The 20403-nt window shown below is 38.5% G+C and carries 19 protein-coding genes; 11 read left to right on the plus strand and 8 right to left on the minus strand.

The window, feature by feature from the left end:
• The first annotated feature begins 176 nt into the window (after positions 1 to 176).
• From GH754_RS08115 to GH754_RS08130, 4 genes are all read left to right on the plus strand, one after another.
• The gene (locus GH754_RS08115; protein WP_194841312.1) at positions 177 to 860 is read left to right on the plus strand and encodes a CPBP family intramembrane glutamic endopeptidase; all 684 of its coding nucleotides are present in this window, start codon (positions 177 to 179) and stop codon (positions 858 to 860) included.
• A 112-nt stretch (positions 861 to 972) separates the two neighbouring features.
• Entirely contained in the window at positions 973 to 2160 is a 1188-nt protein-coding gene (gene megL / locus GH754_RS08120; protein ID WP_153728220.1) for a methionine gamma-lyase, read from the plus strand.
• A gap of 340 nt (positions 2161 to 2500) precedes the next feature.
• Positions 2501 to 3427, plus strand: a complete 927-nt coding sequence (gene rarD, locus GH754_RS08125) for an EamA family transporter RarD (RefSeq protein WP_153728221.1) — start codon at positions 2501 to 2503, stop codon at positions 3425 to 3427.
• Between the two features lie 438 nt (positions 3428 to 3865).
• The gene (locus tag GH754_RS08130; protein ID WP_153728294.1) at positions 3866 to 5380 is read left to right on the plus strand and encodes an FAD-dependent oxidoreductase; all 1515 of its coding nucleotides are present in this window, start codon (positions 3866 to 3868) and stop codon (positions 5378 to 5380) included.
• Positions 5381 to 5422: 42 nt separating this feature from the next.
• On the opposite strand, the gene GH754_RS08135 is transcribed toward GH754_RS08130, so the two are convergent.
• Positions 5423 to 6283, minus strand: a complete 861-nt coding sequence (locus GH754_RS08135; protein ID WP_153728222.1) for a DUF421 domain-containing protein — start codon at positions 6281 to 6283, stop codon at positions 5423 to 5425.
• Positions 6284 to 6349: 66 nt separating this feature from the next.
• Here GH754_RS08135 and GH754_RS08140 point away from each other — a divergent pair, with 66 nt between their 5' ends.
• Entirely contained in the window at positions 6350 to 6706 is a 357-nt protein-coding gene (locus GH754_RS08140; RefSeq protein WP_153728223.1) for a DUF4363 family protein, read from the plus strand.
• Between the two features lie 50 nt (positions 6707 to 6756).
• Here the strand turns inward: GH754_RS08140 and GH754_RS08145 are convergent, their stop codons facing one another.
• From GH754_RS08145 to GH754_RS08155, 3 genes are all read right to left on the minus strand, one after another.
• Positions 6757 to 6963, minus strand: a complete 207-nt coding sequence (locus tag GH754_RS08145; protein WP_153728224.1) for a DUF1657 domain-containing protein — start codon at positions 6961 to 6963, stop codon at positions 6757 to 6759.
• 132 nt (positions 6964 to 7095) lie between these two features.
• On the minus strand, positions 7096 to 7989 hold the full coding sequence (locus GH754_RS08150) for an NAD(P)/FAD-dependent oxidoreductase (protein WP_153728225.1): 894 nt from the start codon (positions 7987 to 7989) through the stop codon (positions 7096 to 7098).
• 78 nt (positions 7990 to 8067) lie between these two features.
• Entirely contained in the window at positions 8068 to 8268 is a 201-nt protein-coding gene (locus tag GH754_RS08155) for a cold-shock protein (protein WP_153728226.1), read from the minus strand.
• Between the two features lie 256 nt (positions 8269 to 8524).
• Between GH754_RS08155 and GH754_RS08160 the strand changes: the two genes are divergently transcribed.
• Positions 8525 to 9445 (plus strand): FtsZ/tubulin family protein, encoded by a 921-nt coding sequence (locus GH754_RS08160; protein ID WP_153728227.1) that lies wholly within the window; start codon positions 8525 to 8527, stop codon positions 9443 to 9445.
• Between the two features lie 40 nt (positions 9446 to 9485).
• Here the strand turns inward: GH754_RS08160 and GH754_RS08165 are convergent, their stop codons facing one another.
• On the minus strand, positions 9486 to 10298 hold the full coding sequence (locus tag GH754_RS08165; RefSeq protein ID WP_153728228.1) for a DUF4097 family beta strand repeat-containing protein: 813 nt from the start codon (positions 10296 to 10298) through the stop codon (positions 9486 to 9488).
• 290 nt (positions 10299 to 10588) lie between these two features.
• Here GH754_RS08165 and GH754_RS08170 point away from each other — a divergent pair, with 290 nt between their 5' ends.
• From GH754_RS08170 to GH754_RS08180, 3 genes are read left to right on the plus strand one after another with little or no spacing between them, the layout of a single operon-like run.
• Positions 10589 to 11485, plus strand: a complete 897-nt coding sequence (locus GH754_RS08170) for an SGNH/GDSL hydrolase family protein (protein ID WP_194841313.1) — start codon at positions 10589 to 10591, stop codon at positions 11483 to 11485.
• 42 nt (positions 11486 to 11527) lie between these two features.
• A complete protein-coding gene (locus GH754_RS08175; RefSeq protein ID WP_153728230.1) occupies positions 11528 to 12139 on the plus strand; it encodes a YpmS family protein in 612 nt (203 codons plus the stop codon).
• Between the two features lie 52 nt (positions 12140 to 12191).
• Positions 12192 to 12365 carry a hypothetical protein gene (locus tag GH754_RS08180; RefSeq protein WP_153728231.1) on the plus strand — a complete coding sequence of 58 codons (174 nt, stop codon included), beginning with the start codon at positions 12192 to 12194 and terminating at the stop codon, positions 12363 to 12365.
• Positions 12366 to 12396: 31 nt separating this feature from the next.
• Here the strand turns inward: GH754_RS08180 and treC are convergent, their stop codons facing one another.
• The 3 genes from treC to cysK form a co-directional block, all read right to left on the minus strand.
• Positions 12397 to 14082 (minus strand): alpha,alpha-phosphotrehalase, encoded by a 1686-nt coding sequence (gene treC, locus GH754_RS08185; RefSeq protein WP_153728232.1) that lies wholly within the window; start codon positions 14080 to 14082, stop codon positions 12397 to 12399.
• Between the two features lie 25 nt (positions 14083 to 14107).
• Positions 14108 to 16048: a PTS system trehalose-specific EIIBC component gene (gene treP, locus GH754_RS08190; protein WP_153728233.1), complete on the minus strand. Its 1941-nt coding sequence runs from the start codon at positions 16046 to 16048 to the stop codon at positions 14108 to 14110.
• Positions 16049 to 16399: 351 nt separating this feature from the next.
• The gene (gene cysK, locus GH754_RS08195; RefSeq protein ID WP_153728234.1) at positions 16400 to 17329 is read right to left on the minus strand and encodes a cysteine synthase A; all 930 of its coding nucleotides are present in this window, start codon (positions 17327 to 17329) and stop codon (positions 16400 to 16402) included.
• Positions 17330 to 17713: 384 nt separating this feature from the next.
• Between cysK and GH754_RS08200 the strand changes: the two genes are divergently transcribed.
• A complete protein-coding gene (locus GH754_RS08200) occupies positions 17714 to 18898 on the plus strand; it encodes an MFS transporter (protein ID WP_153728235.1) in 1185 nt (394 codons plus the stop codon).
• An 18-nt stretch (positions 18899 to 18916) separates the two neighbouring features.
• The gene (locus GH754_RS08205) at positions 18917 to 20389 is read left to right on the plus strand and encodes an amidase family protein (protein ID WP_153728236.1); all 1473 of its coding nucleotides are present in this window, start codon (positions 18917 to 18919) and stop codon (positions 20387 to 20389) included.
• The last annotated feature ends 14 nt before the right edge of the window (positions 20390 to 20403 follow it).

Consider the following 20403-nt stretch of genomic DNA (forward strand, 5'->3'; position numbering starts at 1 on the left):
AAGCGGAGTATTCTGCCGGAACGGATTGCCTGCACTCATGTTATTCAGTATAGAACGATATCTAAACTTAACTACGTGGCAGTTTATATTTTTTAGTCACAAACAACATTCTGTTAGAAATGAACGTTAATAAAGGTGCCCTAATGGGGCGCCTTACAGATTTTGAGGTGATCACAATGTCGAAAAAGCAAACTCTAACCATTACAGTTATGACCGTGTTGAGCTGTGCGATTATGCTATTGATTGAACAAGGATTAGAAACTACCTATGTGACGAAAACCTTAGCCAAGATTGTGATGTTTCTAGTGGTACCTCTTATTTACATCCGATTCATTCTTAAGCAAAGGATATTAGAGTTTTTAAATTTAAAACATATAGATATGAAACGACTGAAAAGTGGATTCCTATTAGGTCTCCTCGCCTCTGGTATTGTTTTACTCACATTTCTATTACTGCAAGATTTCATTGATACAAAAGCCATTATTTCCGATTTAAAAAACCGACTTCACATTACTGCTGAGGTATACATTTTTGTTGCCTTATATATTACTTTTGGGAATTCTTTACTCGAGGAATTTTATTTTCGTGGATTTATCTTTTTGAAGCTCTATCAAACGAATCAAAAGGTCTTTGCCTATGTATTTTCAGCAGGTTTATTTGCTTTTTACCATATTGCTATTTTCGCAACTTGGTTTAATATATCTTTAATTTTATTAGCTTTAGTTGGTTTATTCACTGTCGGTCTTGTTTTTAATTGGCTAAATACTAAGTCAAATAATTTTTTAAACTCATGGATTTTGCATATATTAGCCGACATCGCCGTGGTTTCTATTGGATTTTACCTTTTTCAAGTTTCGTAAACTAGACAGATATTTGATTATCACAAGTTGTTGTAAACGCTTTCATTTTCCGATAAGATAGCATATGATATAGAAAGAGAGATTTATATATTACAAAAGGGGAGTGAGCATCATGCATCAATCAAAGGATCGTCATTTTAATACGAAGGTTATCCATAGCGGTTATGATTCCAAACAGCATTTAGGAAGTTTAACAACCCCACTGTTTCAAACCTCGACTTTCACCTTCGATACTGCAGAGCAAGGGGAAAACCGTTTTATGGGTGAAGAGAATGGATACATTTATTCTCGACTCGGAAACCCTACAGTCCGTGCACTTGAAGAGCGAATTGCCGAATTAGAAGGCGGCGAAAAGGGCCTTGCTTTTGGTTCTGGTATGGCAGCTGTTTCGGCGATTTTGATTGCCCTCACGAAAGCAAATGACCACATTCTTTGTTCGAAAGGGTTGTATGGCTGCACATTCGGATTGCTCAGTTTAATGGAGGATAAATATAATATTCAAACCGACTACTCTGCAATGGAAACGGAGGAAGAGATTCGTTCCTTGATTCGACCTGAAACAACCTGTATTTATGTAGAAACTCCTATTAATCCAACAATGAAATTAATAGATTTAGAGATGGTTGCAACGGTAGCTAAGGAACATAATATCCCTGTCGTAGTAGACAACACCTTCTCCACACCATACCTGCAAAGACCTCTCGAAAAATGCTGTGATGTTGTTCTTCACAGTGCCACCAAGTACATTGGCGGACATGGGGATGTAGTAGCTGGCTTAGTTGTAGGAAATGAAGAATTTATGTCAAAAGTAGCCATGACAACACAAAAGGATATTGGCGGTATCATTTCACCATTTGACGCTTGGCTTTTACTACGAGGACTTAAGACACTACCCGTCCGACTAGATCGTCATACAGCAAACGCTGAAAAAATCGTGGAACGTTTAAAGCAACATCCTAATGTAGAAAGCGTCTATTACCCAGGAGATGCAGAGCATCAGGACTATGGCATTATGCAAAAACAGATGAGCCGAGGTGGCGGCCTTATTTCCTTTGAAGTTAAAGGGACAAAAGAAGATGCTCAACGCATGCTGAATTCATTATCCTTTATTTCTTTAGCTGTCAGTTTAGGAGATGCTGAAACCCTTATCCAGCATCCATCTACCATGACTCATGCTGTAGTGCCTGAGGAAAATCGTTTGGAAATGGATATTACGGATCAGCTTATTCGCCTCTCTGTTGGTTTAGAGGACTGGGAGGATATTTGGTCTGATTTGAGTCAGGCTTTGGATGTGCTGTGATTTTATTGTGAATGCGGCTACGTGTGATGTGTGGTCTGCGCTGAAGGTTCTGGGGTGCGGGGGTTTTATGCTGAAGATGTGGTTGGGTTTGCTGAAGGAAGGCACTCATTCACTAAAGTTTTTAAATTGTGCTGAAGTTCAGGTTATATGCTGATGTTAGGTATTTTTATGCTAAAGTATCTCAGAGCCGTGCTGAAGTTGAAACAAACTAAGCTAAAGAACCCGCCTTAAATGCTAAAGCCAGTCAATTCAATTCATCCTCCCACCATGCAAAACCCTATATTTTCTCAGCTAAATCCCTTATAATAGGAGAATCATCTAAGTGAATTGAGGGAAAATCATGGGGGATCGAGAAACAAAATTAGGGATTATCTTTGCTGCATCAGCCTATTTCTTTTGGGGGCTTCTCCCTATTTATTGGAAGCTTGTTGAAGCGGTACCAGCTGGTGAGATTTTGGCACATCGCATTGTTTGGTCGTTTGTATTTATGCTGTTTATTCTTTTCTTCAGTAAAAATTGGAAACCATTTATAGCTGAAACCAAAAAACTAATCAAAAATAAAAAACGTTTGATTGGCATTACCTTAGCTTCAATTGTGATCAGTATCAACTGGCTAACTTATATTTGGGCCGTGAACAGTGAGCACGTAATTGAAACGAGTTTAGGTTATTACATTAACCCACTCATTAGCATTCTACTTGGCGTGATTGTTCTAAAGGAGAAATTATCCTTTTGGCAGATTATCGCCTTTATTGTGGCAATGCTCGGGGTTTTGAATATGACAATCCATTTTGGGTCTGTTCCTTGGGTAGCCCTTCTGTTAGCGACAAGCTTTGGGTTGTACGGCTTATTAAAAAAATTGGTCCAAATTAAAGCAATGTATGGATTGACCATTGAAACATTAATTGTGACACCAATTGCTTTGCTTTTTTTATTGAACGTAAATATAGGCGGAGAACCCTCTGGGGGTCTTACAGCAGCCCTTATTCTATTATTAATCGGTGGAGGGATAGCAACAGCTGTGCCCCTATTGTTATTTGCTGGCGGAGCAGCACGCATTCCATTATCCATGGTAGGCTTTTTACAGTATATCGCACCGACAATAATGCTCATCCTAGGCGTGTTTGTTTATCATGAACCATTTACAGCCGTCCACCTTACATCATTCATACTTATTTGGACGTCCTGCACCATTTACAGCTTGTCTAGGACGAAATTTTTAACGAAAATAGAGCCGAAATTATTTGTAAAAAAACGTTCGGCATAACTTAAACCTTAGCTCTTAATTAGGAGCTAAGGTTTTTTGTTGAGGCCTTATGATAAGCGGATGTGAATAGGTGTGCTTTTGACGGAAATACGTGATGAAGCGACTTAATTATAGCGTTTTTGGGCGTAAATAAAAGGGACTGACGTGATTAACCGGAAAAACGGCGAATTAACAAAAAGGCGACGTGAATCAAAACCATTCTGACGTGATTCTCCTATAAACTCACGGAATAAACCAATAAACAGACCTAAAACCGCCATCAATATCCACTAGTCATCAAACATTTTCACACACAACACGCTCTCCACTCCAAAATTTCGAACTACCCAATGGTTTATTTTTTCATAAGTATGTATTTTCACTTCTTGGAAAAATTAACAGTAATCATACATATGAGGAGGTATGTTCGTGACTCAAGATAAACCTTTAAAAAATATGATGCCTACTTTTCCTGAGCCCTATTGGAGAGATTCAGTGGAGTTTGAGAGTTTTGAACCATTGGAAGAGGATATTGAAGCCGATGCTGTCGTAGTTGGCGGCGGGATTACCGGGATCACAACAGCTTATTTATTGCAAAAGGAAGGCATGAATGTCGTGATCTTGGAGGCCAGCAATATATTAAATGGCACGACAGGACACACGACGGCCAAGCTAACCGCGCAGCATGATGTCATTTATGATGAATTTATTAGCCATTTAGGAAAAGAAAAAGCAAGATTATATTACGAGGCTAATATGGATGCCAAAAAATTCGTCCAAGACACTATCGAGGAACATGGAATTGACTGTGATTTTAAAGAACAGGAAGCCATTATTTATGCAACCTCTCAACAGTCGCTAGCAAACCTCGAAAATGAATGGAATGCTTATAAAAAGCTTGGCATTGACAGTGACTTTGTCGACAGCATTCCAGTTGATATTGAAGATGTAAAAGGTGCCCTTGTTATGAAAAACCAGGCACAATTTCATCCGTTAAAATATCTTAAACACCTTGTCGATGATTTTCTACAACGAGGTGGGAAGATTTACGAAAAAACGACCGCTGTCGATATCTTAGAGGAAGCAAGACCGAGAGTTATGACTAGAAATGGGAAAAAAGCGACATGTCATTATGTCATTTCCTGCTCTCACTTTCCTTTTTATGATTTTAAAGGCGCTTATTTTTCGAGAATGTATGCAGACCGTTCCTACGTGATTGGAATTAAAGCAAATAAAGAATACCCTGGTGGGATGTATTTAAGTGCTGATCAGCCAACACGGTCATTACGTTCAGCCACGATTAATGGCGAGGAAATGATAATTGTTGGTGGGGAAGGTCATAAAACAGGGCATGCAACGAACACCATGAAACACTACGAGGCTCTACAGCAATTTGCGAACCAAACATTTGGTATTAAGGAATTTCTATATCGATGGTCAGCCCAGGATTTAACCACATTGGATAAAGTTCCATATATTGGTCATATTACCTCTAATGACCCGAGTATTTTGGTTGCGACCGGTTTTCGGAAATGGGGTATGACCACAAGTACAGTCGCATCATTATTAATGAGTGATATGATTTTAAAAAAGGATAATCCATATATGGAGCTTTATGACCCAGCAAGATTTAATGCCGATCCCAGTGTACGAAAGTTTGTGAGTCAGAACTTAGATGTTGCGGGCCACTTTGTGAAAGGTAAAGTTGGGCTGAAGTCTAAAGCTATTGACGACATTCAAGAAGGTGAAGGTGCCGTCGTTAAGATAGATGGCAATCGCGCAGGGGCTTATAAGGATCAAAATGGAAAGCTCTATGTCGTTGATACTACGTGCACACATATGGGCTGCGAATTAGAATGGAATAATGGTGAGCATACCTGGGATTGTCCTTGTCACGGTTCAAGATTCTCAATTGAGGGAGAAGTTGTAGAAGGTCCTGCGGAAACACCTTTACCGAAAATTGATGTTGATTAGACTTAAATAAAACCCCAATGCTTGGAGGCATTTGGGGTTGTTTTACTTTAATAACGGATTTAAATCGTTAATAAGCTGCTGCAATTGCTGTGACTGCTCATAGTAAAGCTGTTTGGCTTCTTTATTTTTGGTTTGTAATGCAAAGCCCTCTAAATCAGCCTGAATCTTCCTCAGTTGTGCCGCAAGCAACGGCTTCTGTTGAATTTGTTGGTCATCGGTATCATCCACATATAAATCGACATAAACATTACCTTTGGAGTCAATCTGGGCAAGAAAAACGTCTGAAAAGTTCTGAGCACCCTGCTTTTCAATTTCGCCCTGTAGCCATTCCTTTGTATAACCATACTCTTTTAATTTCTTTTCAATTAGTTTCCCATCAATAATAACCAATTGTGGCCGATGGACTTCCTCCACCATGAGACCAAGCGTTTGTGGAGTAACTGGCTGTGTTTCTGCCTTTTTCATGACACTAACCTTCCCGTCTGTTTCTAGGACAGCAAGTTCAGCATCAGAGAGATTAAACACGTTTTTTTCTCTTAACATAGTCATTAAATCATCATAGGTAAATCGAACTTTTTTTAAATTATCTTCCAGTATTTTACCATTCTCTACCAAAATGGTCGGGCTTCCTTCTGTAGCGTCACGAAATACAAATGATTTCAAGGCTATGTAGGAAGTAATCAACAAAAAAATCGTTAAATATATCAATGAGTAAATGCCGTTCATGATTTTTACATTTTCATTGACTGCAATAGATGCTCCAATACTACCAATGGTAATACCCACGACATAATCAAAAAATGTGAATTGCGAAATCTGTTTCTTTCCCATAATTCTGGTTAAAATTAACAAAACGACAAAAGCGATAAATGTACGAACAAAGGTTAATAAAAAATCCGTCATAAAGGCTTTCCCTCCCATACACACATACTTTCTCCATATTTAGAGAAAATATGAGTACTTAATTTTATGAAAGGGCTGTTAAACATGCTGAGGCATATTGTTTTTGCTGTGTTACTTATAACTATACTTGCAGGCTGCGCTGCTAATGAAGAGGCAAAAAATAAAATTGAGGACAAACTTGAACAAGTGGAGGCAGCAACAAAAATTTCTGACTGGACTCAGGCAGAAGAAAATGTAAAGAGTGCAAAAAAGGAGTATCAAAAAGAATTATGGAAGATGCAATTGCTTGGAGACCAAACGTCCTATGATAATTTAAAATTAGCTATTGATCAGCTTAAAGCTGCAGTAAAGACACAAAATAAAAATGAGATCAGTTCTCAAATCGCCAAGAGTAAATCTTATTTATCGGAAATCTTTAATTAGAACAACGCAAGGGCTAAAAAACCCCTCCATGTTTATGGAGGGGTTTTCGTTTAAAAGCCTTTATATTCAGGCTCTTCCTGTTCAATTTGCGTTACGCGTGGTTCAAGGGACTGCACAAGCGATTTGGTTTGCTGAGCAGCATTATCATAAAGTTGTTTTGCTTGTTTGTCTTGTGTTTGAAGGGCAAATTGTTCAAGGCTTGCTTGTGCACTTTTTAAACCTGCTACAGTTTGCTTGACTTGGGCTGATACGGTCAACGTATTTCCCTCCCTTCATCAGGGTACAACTTTATTATTTGATTAATTTTCTGACTTATTTATGGTTTTTATTGTTATTTTAAAGAAAACTTGGCGAATACCTATTTACACTTATACTCTCTCTTAAAAAACTTATTGTATTAAAGACTTGTGTATCCAAATGCCTGCCTGCGACCCTTCGCCCATAGCGATGGTGACTTGTTCGGAATGGGCGACAACATCTCCTGCCGCCCATACATTAGGGACATTTGTCATTTTGGATCGTGAATCAACAGGGATATGGCGGTTTTCTAGTCTCTCCACACCTAGCTGTTTGGCAATATCAGATCGAACTTCATTCCCGCCTAATGCTAAAAATCCCTTCTCCGCATTTATCTCTTGTCCATTCTCTAAGCGTACACCCTTAAACTGGCTATCCTGAGCTAAAATATCTTCTATTTGAAATTCTTCATATTGTATATGATGTTGGCGCAGTTTCTCTAGCTTGGATGGGGCTATATTTTCCTTTTCATGATTTACATAAATAAGATCATTCGACCAATATGTTAGCGTTAATGCCATATTTGCCCCCGCATGACCTGATCCCATTATAATTGTCCTTTTATCATTTATCTCATAGCCATCACAATCTGGACAAACATAAATACTTTTGCCTAAGCAAGGGTAAATTTCAGCAAAAGAAGGAATTCTGTCCATGACGCCCGTCGCAATCAGAATTCGTTTTGCTATTAAGTCATAACCCTGTGCAGATTTCAAGGTAAATGTATCATCTTGTTTTTTGGCTGTAACAACTGTATCTTCATTAAATTCAACCCCAAGCGTCTCGGCTTGGGACCTTCCGATAGTGCGCAATGTTTGACCACTGACTCCATCTGGATATCCTAAAATATTATGATAGCTTTGGCATATGGTTGATCTCCCATCGTTTGAATCGACCACTAATACCTTATGTTTATATCTACCTAATTGGATGGCTGCCTGCAAGCCTGCAATCCCACCCCCAATAATGATGCAATCGTAAACCATATTTCCACTTCCTTCTTGCTTATACTCTTAAAAGCAATAAAGGTTCTAACGAAAAATTTCGTTAGAACCTTTATTTCATTACTGCTTTTCTACGTTAGCAGCTTGTGGACCTTTTTGACCTTCTTCTACATCAAAGGTAACGGATTGACCTTCTTCTAAGGTCTTAAACCCTTCACCTTGAATAGCAGAGTAATGAACGAATACATCGTCAGATCCTTCCACTTCGATAAATCCATAGCCTTTTTCTGAATTAAACCATTTTACCGTTCCAGTTGCCATTTCCATCCTCCTGAATCATTACTAAATGTGATACATTTTTGTATCACTACATTCCTAATATGTGTTTAAAACCTTAAAACAATACAATATTTCACAAAAAACTCGATGTATAAACATAAAAAGTTTACATTCATACAGAAAAGAACGAAATACCAGAAAAAACCACAAAAGAAGTCAAAGTCATTTGACATATAATGACAGGCTTTTTAATGCTTGTCCATTATAATGGAGAAAAAATGCGAAGTGGTGAACAAGAATGATGGAGAAACCTGTGACAGTTTACAAAATCAAGCACTCACAATTTCATATGGATTTTCATCGTCTAGAGGACCGCATGGAACGTGACGATTTTTGCTTTTATCTTTTTGTCGGAGGTGACTCGAATGAAACGAAACAGCTTTTTGAACACCTACGTCAATTAAAAAGTAAGAAGCTGCTTGTAATTGGTATCTTTCGGTTTCCTTTTCGCTTCGAAGGAAAGAAAAGAATGCAAACAGCTATTACCCAATACTTCCATATGAAAAACTTATGTGATTCCATCATTTTCTTTCATGGTGATGGAATGTTAGATATGATTCCACCCGGAACAACTGTTTTAGATGCTCACGATATATTCAATTCATTGGAGGAGGAAACAGTCCGTGGATTAGAGGAAATGATCTGTGAGCCTGGAGAAATGAACATTGACGCCCAGGACATACAAACCTTTATTAAGGACAGCAAGGGACCACTCTTTTTACATACCATTGAAGATGATTCCTTTGATGAGCCACTTAAATATTTAATTTCGGCTCCATATTTACCGAACAATTACTCCGATGGAAAACAGATGATTTTAAATATCGGCTTTACACGTGACGTGGACATGGACTCATATCGCCAAATTAATTTGCGCCTGCATGATATGTTTCATAAGGCCGACTTAGTTAAGCTAGGCTCTTATTTTATGAATGAAACTGGAAAACGATTTAAAATAACTATTCTCATTAACGGTATCGATGATCCCTATCCTCAGCCGAAACAATTAAAGCAACCACCAAAAGTGTCCTTTAAGTCCGACTGGCTAAAAGAAAAATGGGATCGATTGATTGAAAAAGGTATCAAATTAGACATTTCTTCATTCGATAAGGATCATTCTATCCATTCATTCGACAAAAAGGACAATATACACTCATAAAACCAAGAAGTGGGGCAAACCCCTCTCCTTGGTTTTTTAGTTATTGGGTTACATTGATTTCGCCTACATCTGTAATTGCTTTAATCACTGGACCATCTGTTTCGGCATTCATTATAAATGGCCCCTGAACATCAACTTCCCCTACATTACTATTGACTTCTAATCCTACCTCATCAGGAATATTTTTCACCTGTACGTTAATTTCCCCTACCTTTGACTGTAATGTGACATCGTCTGTTACCTCATCCATGGTTACATGAATCTCACCTGTATCGGTCTGTACATTTACTTCTCCTACTGCACTCTTTAAGGTGGTCTTACCTACGTTGGAATGTAGGTTAGCCTTTTGACCAGAAAATGCTTCTATTAATATTTCCCCAACATCACTTGTCACATTTAGTTCGTTTACTGCAATTTCTCCAAGTTTAATTTCACCAATGTTTGATTCAACATCAAGCTGATTAATCATTTCTTTTGGAAGACTTACCTCAATGTATCGTTCTCCATTACCATCAAAATGAATAAAAGGGATGGAAATGAGTCTTTTTTCATCTTCTTCTGTGGTCACATACAGTACTTCTCCGTCTTGTTTTATTTCATATTGATATCGGTCAAGGTGACGTTTTGCCATTTCTGCATAAACATGAACTCCTATTTTATTGTTTGTGCTTTCCTTGACCTGAATGTTACCAATCTCGGATTGAATCACTACCCGTTCTACACCATTGGCCTGGAATGTTTTTGTTTCATCAATTTCCGCTTTAGGTCCTATTGAGAAGCCTGTCGCAAGCACAACTGTACCAATCAAGCCAATGCAAACAACAATTAACGCTCCCACTAAAATCTTTTTCATTTGATCTCCACCCTTGGAAGTTTTTTCTATCCCCTTTTCACATTTACCAGTTTACTCCTTTTTCCACTTTTTTTATCAGCCTTAAGTCCTAATTTATATCCAATTGGAGACGTGTTTTTCGTTACACTTGTTTATAAAAAAATTGAAATTATTTCTGCCCACTTCTATTTTGAATAGAATATGATACATTAGTACAGAAATCCTATTCTGCTTTTGTTTTACTATCTGAATGAATGGGGAAAAGTAAAAAAAACGTATGAATGAATTCATTCTTGGTAGGTGTGATTAAGATGAAAAAAATTGGTATCTTCGTCATTATATTGGTAATTGCCGTTTTCGTAGTATTTTATATAAATAATCTCTTTGAGGGTTCAAATACACCTCCTTCCACTACTCAGGATGCAGAGGAAGAACAACAGTCTAGTGAGGAGCAATCCGAAACAACTGAGGATGAAGAGGACGAGACCATTACAGAAAAGATTTCTCAATCTGTAACAGAGGTAGTCGATAAGACCATTAATTTCTTTGTTAAAGACAAACTTAATGTAGTGGCTGTTGGGGATTCCTTAACACAAGGAGTAGGGGATTCAACAGATAATGGTGGTTATCTTGGTGTATTAGAAAATGCACTTGAAAATAGCACGCTTGATGATTATACCATTTCAAACTATGGTAAAAGAGGGAACAGAACTGATCAATTATTAAAGCGATTAGAGGAAGAGCCAGAATTATCACAATCAATTCGAAAAGCGGACCTCATACTCATCACAATTGGTGCGAATGATATTATGAAAATCGTTAAAGAAAACTTTCTATCCTTAAGCTACGATGACTTCACAGTGGAACAGCCAAAGTATCAAAAGCGATTACATGACATTTTTAAAAAAATACGGTCTGAAAATAGTGAAGCTCACATCTTCTTAATAGGCTTATATAACCCTTTTTCTCAATACTTTGAGGATATCCCTGAGTTAGACAAAATCATTAATGATTATAATTTTATCAGCAGGAAGGTCCTCGGTAGCTATGAACCTGCTACATATATTCCAGTAGAAGACCTATTTATCAATGCTAATTCTAACTTATTTGCAGAGGATAATTTTCATCCCAATAAAGAGGGCTATAATCAAATTGGGGAAAGGGTCATACGTTACCTTGAACAAGCTTTTGAAATTGAAGAAAATTAACGGCTAAAAGAGAACATCCTACATGGGGATAGGAGATCGATAATGCAAAATATGAAAAACAAATGGAAAATCATGTTTTACGGGCTAGCGGGGTTTAATATCTTTATCGTTATTTGGCTACTATTACTGATATTGCTTCCGATTAACGGGGAAGAAATTAAAAAAATAGAAGATATTGATAAAGGTGAAGCAGAGTTTACCATCTCTTCAACAAAAGAAAATATTAATAAATTAGTTAATACGTATTTAGATGAGCTATCCAAACATAGTGATATCAATTACTCGATTAATATTGGGGAAAATGTACAACTAATTGGTACCATCGTGGCCTTTGATCGAGAAATCCCATTAACGGCTCGATTTATTCCTGAAGTCCAGGACAATGGTGATCTAATTTTAAATCTTGAATCCATTTCCTTAGGACGGCTCGAGCTTCCTAACAAAAAGGTTCTCGAGTATGTTAAAAAGAATTACCCGATGCCAGAATGGGTAGTGGTGAATCCTGGAGATGAAAATATCTATGCCGCTGTCACTCAAATGGAAATGAAGAGTAACTTTAACGTAAGAGTAGAGCAATTTAACCTAACCGATGAAAATCTTGCTTTTAAAATCACGGTCCCAAATCAAACCTTTGACCTAGGTGGAGCCTTTTAGATTCATGGATTATTCTCCTTTGGTTCATACTAAAACCAAAAGGAGGAGAACTATGGAACTGACACAGGCTATGGCATATACAACCATTGCAATGAAAAAACTTGGCTACAGCAAAAGAGAAATCGAGAGTATCACAAATACGATGTTAGATGAATACAAGCATTATGATGATAGTGAAGTGGAAGGCATAGCGGATGAAATTTTGTTTAATGATGAACAAAGCTAAATCCCCCGAAGAGACAAGCTCTTTGGGGGATTTATTCGTTTATATGATAAACAATCGATTCATATGGTCTTAATGTCATTCTCTGAAAGTCAGTAGGGGAATCCTCATAATTGGATAGTATAATGGAGCTTTTGTCACTTGAAAAAGAAAGCTGTGACGGCAGCTCAAACTCTACTTTATCCGCATAAAAATTATTAACTACTAATAATCTCTCTCCATCACCATTTCTAACATAAGCAAATATTTGATCATGGTCCTTTAATATAAGCTGATAATCACCGGTTGTAATCACATCATAGGTTTTTCTAAGCTTGATGAGCTTTTGATAGTGATAAAATATAGAGTTTCGATCGTTTACAGCCTTTTCTGCATTAATCGTTTCATAATTAGATGCAACATGAATCCACGGTTCTCCCTTGGTAAATCCAGCATGCTTGGAATCATTCCACTGTACAGGGGTTCTGGAGTTATCACGGGACTTCTGCTGTAAAATCTGAATAATTTCTTCCTCAGATTTACCCTCTTCTTTTAATTGCTTGTAGATATTTAACGATTCCACATCTCGATAGTCGTCAATTTTGGAAAAATGCGGATTCGTCATGCCAAATTCTTCTCCCTGATAGATATAAGGGGTTCCCTGCATCATATGGATAGTAGTAGCAAGCATTTTAGCTGATTCGTTATGAAATTCACCCTCATGTCCAAATCTCGATACGACCCTCGGCTGATCGTGGTTACACCAAAATAACGCATTCCATCCGCCACCCTTGTGCATTTCCGCTTGCCACGTAGACAGAATTTCTTTTAACTGTAGAAAGTCAAAATCAGCATAAACCCACTTCTCTCCATTCGGGTAATCGACCTTCAAATGATGAAAATTAAAGGTCATACTTAATTCCTGACGATCCGCTCGGGAATATTTTATACAATTTTCGATCGTTGTGGATGACATCTCACCAACTGTCATAAATTCTGGATGATTCACAAACACCTCTTGATTCATTTCATGCAAAAATTCATGTACTCGTGGACCATCTGTGTAAAACTTCCGCCCATCACCCGGAGGTACAGACCCATCGTCATTAGGAAAACGCTGGTCCTTTGAGATGAGGTTAATAACATCTAGTCGGAAACCGTCAACACCTTTTTTAACCCAAAAGTTCATCATGTCATATACTTCCCGGCGAACCTGCTCATTTTCCCAATTTAAATCAGCTTGGGTCACATCAAATAAATGCAAATAATATTGCCCGGTATTTTCATCATATTCCCATGCTGAACCACCAAATTTGGACTTCCAATTGGTCGGTTCTTCACCTTCATTCCCATTCTTCCAAATGTAAAAATCTCGATATGGGTTATCCTTTGAAGACCTAGATTTTACAAACCAATCGTGGTCTGTTGATGTATGATTCACAACAATGTCCATTATAATTTTAATATTTCGTTCATGGGCTTGGGACAATAGCTGTTCAAAATCCTCCATTGTCCCGTATTCCTCATGAATGGAAAAGTAATCACTAATATCATAGCCGTTGTCATTTTGAGGGGATTTATAAATAGGGGTAAGCCAGATGACGTCTACCCCTAATTCTTGTAAGTAATTTAATTTTTTGATAATCCCCTGAATGTCGCCAACGCCATTTCCAGTTGTATCATGAAAGCTTTTCGGATAAATCTGATAAACGACCGCTTTTTTCCACCAAGGTGTACTCATCCATTACAGCTCCTTCTTGTCGTACTTATTTATTCAATCTCCGTCTTGCGATGAAATAGGTAATGATAAAAGGCACGATAATCACTACTGCCATGCCAATTAAAAAGGACATCCAATATTCAGGGACAATGGATAATGGAGCAGGAATTCCTCCCACACCAATGGAGCTTGCCTTTACTCTTTGAAAGGTTATAAATGCTCCAGCAATACCTGTGCCGATAATGGCTGCGAAGAATGGATATTTATACTGCAAATTGACCCCAAACATCGCAGGCTCTGTAATGCCTAACCACGCTGAAATGCCTGATGTTCCGGCAAGACCTTTTACTTTTTCATCCTTAGCCGCTAGCATGATGGCAAAAACCGCTGCACCTTGGGCAATATTGGACAATGCCACAATTGGCCATAAAAAAGTTGTCCCCGTACTTCCGATAAGTTGAAGATCCACAGCCAAAAAGGTGTGGTGCATACCGGTAATGACGAGCGGTGCATATAGCAAGCCATATAATAGGCCACCGATAATTGGAAAGGCATCAAAGACAGACACAACACCATTTGTAATCCAATTTCCAATTGCAAATGTAATCGGACCAATAACAATGAAAGCTAAAAAGCCAGTGACCAACAGAGCGATGGGAGCTACAACTAAGAGCTGTAGTGCATCCATAACGTACTTCTTAAGAAATACTTCAATTTTGGCTAGGACCCACGATGCGAATAATACCGGTAAAACTTGACCCTGATAGCCAACTTTTTCGACCTCGAATCCAAAAATGTTCCACGTCGGAATGGTTCCTTCTCTTAATGCTTCACCATACCCCCACGCATTTAACAGATCAGGATGGACAAGAATTAAACCTAAAACCACCCCTAATAATTCATTACCACCAAATCTTTTTACGGCTGACCAGCCAATTAATGCGGGTAAAAAGGTGAAAGCCGTATTGGCAATAATGTTAATCATATTGGCGATACCAGCCCATTGTGGATACATCTCCGTTATGGCTTCATCACCAAAGATTGGATTCACAAGAACATTATTAATCCCCATCAATAAACCTGCCGTTACAATGGCTGGTAGGATTGGAATAAAGATGTCAGCTAAAACTTTTATCCCCTGCTGAATCGGATTTTGTTTTTTCCCGCCAGCTGCTTTTACATCTTCCTTCGATGCTTCTTCAATACCTGAACCTTGGACCATTGCTTTATAGACCTTATCCACCGTACCTTGTCCAATGACTACTTGGAATTGCCCATTGGCAGCAAATGAACCCTTCACGATATCCATTTCCTCTAAGGCTTTGTGGTCTACCTTTTCATCATCACTCAAAGCAAAGCGCAGTCTAGTTACACAATGGGTTGCTGCATCAATATTCTCAACCCCTCCAACAGCAGCTACAATCTCCTCAGCTTCCTTGCTGTAAGGTGTATCATTTCGACTTGTCTTCGTTGTTTTGCTTGGTTCAGCCTCATTTTCTTTACCTTTTACTTTTGTTTGAAAAAGCACCGTATTCCCTGCTTCAGCATTTGTCTCCTCTGTTTTTTCAAAGGTCTCCAGTGCATCACCGTTCGTAATAACAATAGGCGTAATATGACTTGATGCCTTTTCTTTAATAAAGTCCAAATCAAACGTAACTAAAGGATCACCCTTTTTTACCTGATCGCCTTGTTGTATATGTGCTTCAAAACCTTCACCTTCTAGGGCTACGGTATCTAAACCAATATGAATGAGAATTTCTACCCCTGCATGACTGCGCAGTCCAACAGCATGTTTGGTTGGAAAAATCTGCATAATTTCACCATCAAGAGGAGCAATAACCTTTCCGTCAGTTGGCTCTATGGCTACCCCGTCACCCATCATTTTCTCAGCAAAGGTTGGATCGGGAACATCTCCGAGTGGTAATACCTTCCCCGTTAAAGGCGCATATATGGTTTCCTCCGGGTATGTTACATTATTTTTTGCCATGGTCGAATTCCTCCTATAGAGAAACTAATTGCTAACCATTAATTTTTGTCTATGGGATTATCTTTATCCATTAAAAAAACGAAAAGTGCTGGATGGGCACTTTTCGTTTTGGGGTCTTGCTAATGAGTTTTATAGGCTAAAAATGGTGCTGTTGTTTATGATGAAGTTGGTACTGTTGATGCTGAAGTTACCCTGTAATATGCTAAAGAACTTGAATCAAATGCTAAAGAGTAGCTTATATGCTGAAATTTCTTACGTTTTTGCTAATGATTCAGCACGGATTGCTAAAGCAGGCATAACTTATGCTGATCATTCACATTCATATGCTAAACCCCTCATCAACAACCCCACTCACTCAAACAAATCACTAGTCAAATACCGTTCACCAGTATCAGGGGCAATCGCTACGATAACATCTGATGGACTTTTTCTCTTCGCCACCTCAAGCGCTACAAAGCAGGATGCACCAGCTGATGCGCCGACTAAAATGCCTTCCTCCCTTGCTAGTCTTCTCGTGACATCATAGGCTTGTTCGTCCTTTACCTGAATGATCTCGTTATATACATTTTGATTTAATATGTTTGGAATAAATCCCGGACTAGTTCCGACTAGCTTATGCTTACCCGGTTGGCCTCCAGACAGTACCGGCGAGCCAGCTGGTTCTGCCACATGGATAGATAAATCAGGATAATGTTTTTTTAATTCTTCACCAGTTCCTGTGATGGTTCCACCAGTACCTGCTGTTGCAACAAACGCCGTTAGTGTTTTATTGATTTCTTTCATATCGTTGATAATTTCTGTTGCTGTTGTATGTCGATGTGCATCTGGATTTGCACTGTTATCAAATTGTAACGGGATAAAGCTATTTGGAATTTCTGCTTTTAGCTGCTCCGCCTTTTTAATTGCTCCAGGCATACGTTCTGCACTAGGTGTCAACACAATTTCTGCCCCATAGGCTTTCATCAATTTAATTCGTTCTTCTGTGGCAGAGTCGGGCATTACCATAATGGCCTTGTACCCTCTTGCTGCTGCATTCATAGCGAGGCCAATACCAGTATTGCCACTGGTTGGTTCAATAATGGTTGAGCCTTCCTTTAAAAATCCTTGCTTTTCTGCCTCAATAATCATGTTAAAGGCTGCTCGGTCTTTTACACTTTTACTTGGATTAAACATTTCTAACTTTAAATAGATTGTTGCTCCGTTTTCAGGGGTAATTTTATTTAATTTTACTAGCGGTGTATCACCGATTAATTCCGCTATATTATCTACTTTTCGTAGCATCAAAATCATCCTTTAGTTAGACTTTGCTAATGATTTTATCACATTAGGAAAAATTATCGAATGTAGAAGGTTTTAGATTCTGTGAAAAGAGCTATTTAAACCTATTTCAAAAAATTATTAAACCACTAGCGAATTTTAGTTAAACCTATATGAGATGAATGGCTATTTTAAATACTGAATTGCACTTCTGAAACATTTTTTAAAACCAACAACGAAATATTCAACCATATACTTTTAAAAATTATGACTTCACGGAATAGTGATGCAATTCTATTCCTTTTTAAAAAATATTTCGGTATGATATATATTTAGGGACTCGAAGTATTTAGAAGGAAGGGATTTATCATCGACCGAGAAAAAGTAGCAAAAAGAAATTTGGCTATTATGTGGTTTGCAAATTTCTTTATTGCTGGCAGCATGACTATGGTTATACCATTTTTGTCTTTATATATTGAAACCTTTGGTAACTTTTCTGATCAATATGTGAAAAGCTGGTCGGGTTGGGTCTTTGCCATAACGTTTGTGACCGCTTTTATTTTCTCTCCCATTTGGGGGCGTTTCGGTGACCATTATGGAAGGAAGAAATTTTTAGTTATTGCAGGATTTGGACTAAGTCTTTGTGTGTTTTTAATGTCCTTCGTTACAAGTGTCATCCAGCTATTCCTGCTGCGTTTGTTTATGGGGATTTTTACTGGATTCATTTCCACGGCACAGGCAATGATTTCCACTCAAACACCCAAAAAAAACGCCGGCCAAGTGTTGGGAACTCTTCAAACTGGAAATGTATCAGGAACTTTACTTGGACCATTATTAGGTGGGGTTTTAGCAGACAGTGTTGGGTATTCCTATACGTTCTTAGTTACGGCTATTCCATTGGCTATTGCTGCATTATTGGTGACCTTTGGTGTGCAAGAATATAAGCTAGAATCCAAGGAGGAAAAAGAGCACAAATATTCAAGCAAAGAAGTGATCCAATTTATATTCCGTCACCCTGTATTGTTAATGGTCATCGTGTTGTCCATCTTGGTCCAAATTGCCCATTTTAGTATTCAGCCTATTTTATCCCTCTATGTGGGAGAGCTTCACGGACCTGAAAATTTAGCCTTTTTCTCAGGTATTGCCTTTTCCATAACAGGGCTTGGCAACCTACTAATGGCGAGAAGATGGGGTAGACTGGCAGACAAATTTGATCATGAAAAAATTCTAGTTGTGTTACTTATACTAGCAGCAATCGTCTATTTCCCAGGTGCATTTGTCACGAATATTTGGCAACTTATCGTATTACGTTTCTTACTTGGTGTCACATTAGGTGGAATTATCCCTGTGCGGGTGGCCTATATACGTCAGGTGGCGCCTGTTTCCATACAGGGAGAAGTACTTGGCTATAATACGAGTGTGCGATTTTTAGGAAACATAATTGGTCCATTAATTGGTGGACTATTATCTGGTTACTTCGGAATTTCCGCTGTCTTTTTCATTTCAAGTTCTTTATTACTGTTTGGTGGAATTACTCTTATGATTACATTGCTACGGCATCAAAAGCCAAAGGCAATAAAGCAATACAATTAAGGTTAAGGGGATGATTAGATGTTGAATCAAAGACTAAAAGAACGCGCCGAGGATTGGTTAGTTGAAGCGACGATTGACGACATTCAACAAGCATTAGAAAAAGAAGAAGTCACATCTAAGGAACTGGTTCTCATGTATTTTCATCGCATCAGTCAGTATGATCAAGATGGGGTGAAAATTAATAGTGTTATGGAAATCAATCCAGATGCATTGCATATAGCAGAGGCATTAGACAGGGAGCGGAAAACAAAAGGAAGACGAGGACCTTTACATGGAATTCCTATTCTCTTAAAGGATAATATCGACACGAACGATAAGCTTCATACGAGTGCAGGCTCACTCGCCCTAAAGAATCACCATGCGGCAAGCGATTCCTTAGTTGCCAAACAACTACGGCATGCAGGTGCTGTCATTTTGGGAAAAGCCAACATGACTGAGTGGGCAAACTTCATGACAGATAATATGCCAAATGGATACAGTTCACGTGGAGGACAGGTTATAAATCCTTATGGGCCCGGGGAATTAGATGTAGGTGGGTCAAGTAGTGGGTCAGGCGCATCTGTAGCAGCGAACTTAGTAACAGCTGCAATTGGCACGGAAACTTCAGGGTCCATTTTAAGTCCGGCTAGTTCAAACTCGGTTGTTGGAATCAAACCAACTGTTGGCCTTGTGGGTCGAACAGGAATTATCCCTATCTCCCACAGCCAAGATACTGCAGGCCCTCTTACTCGCACGGTTAAAGATGCCGCTATGGTCCTAAGTGCTATTGCCGGAATTGATGAGGAAGATCCTGTAACGAAGAAAAATCCTCAACCATCCGTAGATTATGTCTCATTTTTAGAATCGAAGGGTTTAGATGGCATGACAATTGGTATTGCAAAGGAGCCATATTTTGAACATTTAAATGAAGAGGAAATGGAGCTTATGGAGCATGCTTTGTCTATATTAAAGGAACATGGTGCCTATATTGTAGATGACGTGAAATTGCCATCACAGGAAGAAAATTGGGACATCAACACTCTTATTTATGAATTTAAAAATGGAATCAACGCATACCTTCAGCAAACTGAGCCACATATCGAGATTAAATCATTAAAGGATTTAATTGAGTTTAACGACTCACATAGTGACCTCATGCTTAAGTATGGTCAAACCATGTTAACGAAAAGCGAGGAAACAAGCGGAACATTAATAGAGCCCGACTATTTGAACAGTCTACAGAAAGATCTATATCTATCACAGGATCGTGGTGTCAATGCTGTGATGGATGAGCATGAGCTGGACGCCATCCTATTCCCAAATAATGTTGGAGCTGGAATACCGGCGAAAGCAGGATACCCATCTATTTCTGTTCCAGGTGGATACACCAATAAAGGAAAACCGCTTGGTATTACCTTTACTGCTGGAGCCTTTGAAGAGGGGAAACTGTTAAAAATCGGTTATGCTTTTGAACAGGCATCCAAACTGCGTAAGCCGCCAAAGCTAGACTAACGATAAAACTGTCA

The sequence above is a fragment of the Salinibacillus xinjiangensis genome, assembly GCF_009649735.1.
GTDB lineage: Bacteria > Bacillota > Bacilli > Bacillales > Alkalibacillaceae > Salinibacillus > Salinibacillus xinjiangensis.

Excerpts from the sequence above, each read along its gene's own strand:
- GH754_RS08115 (WP_194841312.1), top strand. The coding sequence starts at position 177 with ATGTCGAAAAAGCAAACTCTAACCATTACAGTTATGACCGTGTTGAGC.
- megL (WP_153728220.1), top strand. The coding sequence starts at position 973 with ATGCATCAATCAAAGGATCGTCATTTTAATACGAAGGTTATCCATAGC.
- rarD (WP_153728221.1), top strand. The coding sequence starts at position 2,501 with ATGGGGGATCGAGAAACAAAATTAGGGATTATCTTTGCTGCATCAGCC.
- GH754_RS08130 (WP_153728294.1), top strand. The coding sequence starts at position 3,866 with ATGCCTACTTTTCCTGAGCCCTATTGGAGAGATTCAGTGGAGTTTGAG.
- GH754_RS08135 (WP_153728222.1), bottom strand. The coding sequence starts at position 6,283 with ATGACGGATTTTTTATTAACCTTTGTTCGTACATTTATCGCTTTTGTC.
- GH754_RS08140 (WP_153728223.1), top strand. The coding sequence starts at position 6,350 with ATGAAAGGGCTGTTAAACATGCTGAGGCATATTGTTTTTGCTGTGTTA.
- GH754_RS08150 (WP_153728225.1), bottom strand. The coding sequence starts at position 7,989 with ATGGTTTACGATTGCATCATTATTGGGGGTGGGATTGCAGGCTTGCAG.
- GH754_RS08155 (WP_153728226.1), bottom strand. The coding sequence starts at position 8,268 with ATGGCAACTGGAACGGTAAAATGGTTTAATTCAGAAAAAGGCTATGGA.
- GH754_RS08160 (WP_153728227.1), top strand. The coding sequence starts at position 8,525 with ATGATGGAGAAACCTGTGACAGTTTACAAAATCAAGCACTCACAATTT.
- GH754_RS08165 (WP_153728228.1), bottom strand. The coding sequence starts at position 10,298 with ATGAAAAAGATTTTAGTGGGAGCGTTAATTGTTGTTTGCATTGGCTTG.
- GH754_RS08170 (WP_194841313.1), top strand. The coding sequence starts at position 10,589 with ATGAAAAAAATTGGTATCTTCGTCATTATATTGGTAATTGCCGTTTTC.
- GH754_RS08175 (WP_153728230.1), top strand. The coding sequence starts at position 11,528 with ATGCAAAATATGAAAAACAAATGGAAAATCATGTTTTACGGGCTAGCG.
- GH754_RS08180 (WP_153728231.1), top strand. The coding sequence starts at position 12,192 with ATGGAACTGACACAGGCTATGGCATATACAACCATTGCAATGAAAAAA.
- treC (WP_153728232.1), bottom strand. The coding sequence starts at position 14,082 with ATGAGTACACCTTGGTGGAAAAAAGCGGTCGTTTATCAGATTTATCCG.
- treP (WP_153728233.1), bottom strand. The coding sequence starts at position 16,048 with ATGGCAAAAAATAATGTAACATACCCGGAGGAAACCATATATGCGCCT.
- cysK (WP_153728234.1), bottom strand. The coding sequence starts at position 17,329 with ATGCTACGAAAAGTAGATAATATAGCGGAATTAATCGGTGATACACCG.
- GH754_RS08200 (WP_153728235.1), top strand. The coding sequence starts at position 17,714 with ATGTGGTTTGCAAATTTCTTTATTGCTGGCAGCATGACTATGGTTATA.
- GH754_RS08205 (WP_153728236.1), top strand. The coding sequence starts at position 18,917 with ATGTTGAATCAAAGACTAAAAGAACGCGCCGAGGATTGGTTAGTTGAA.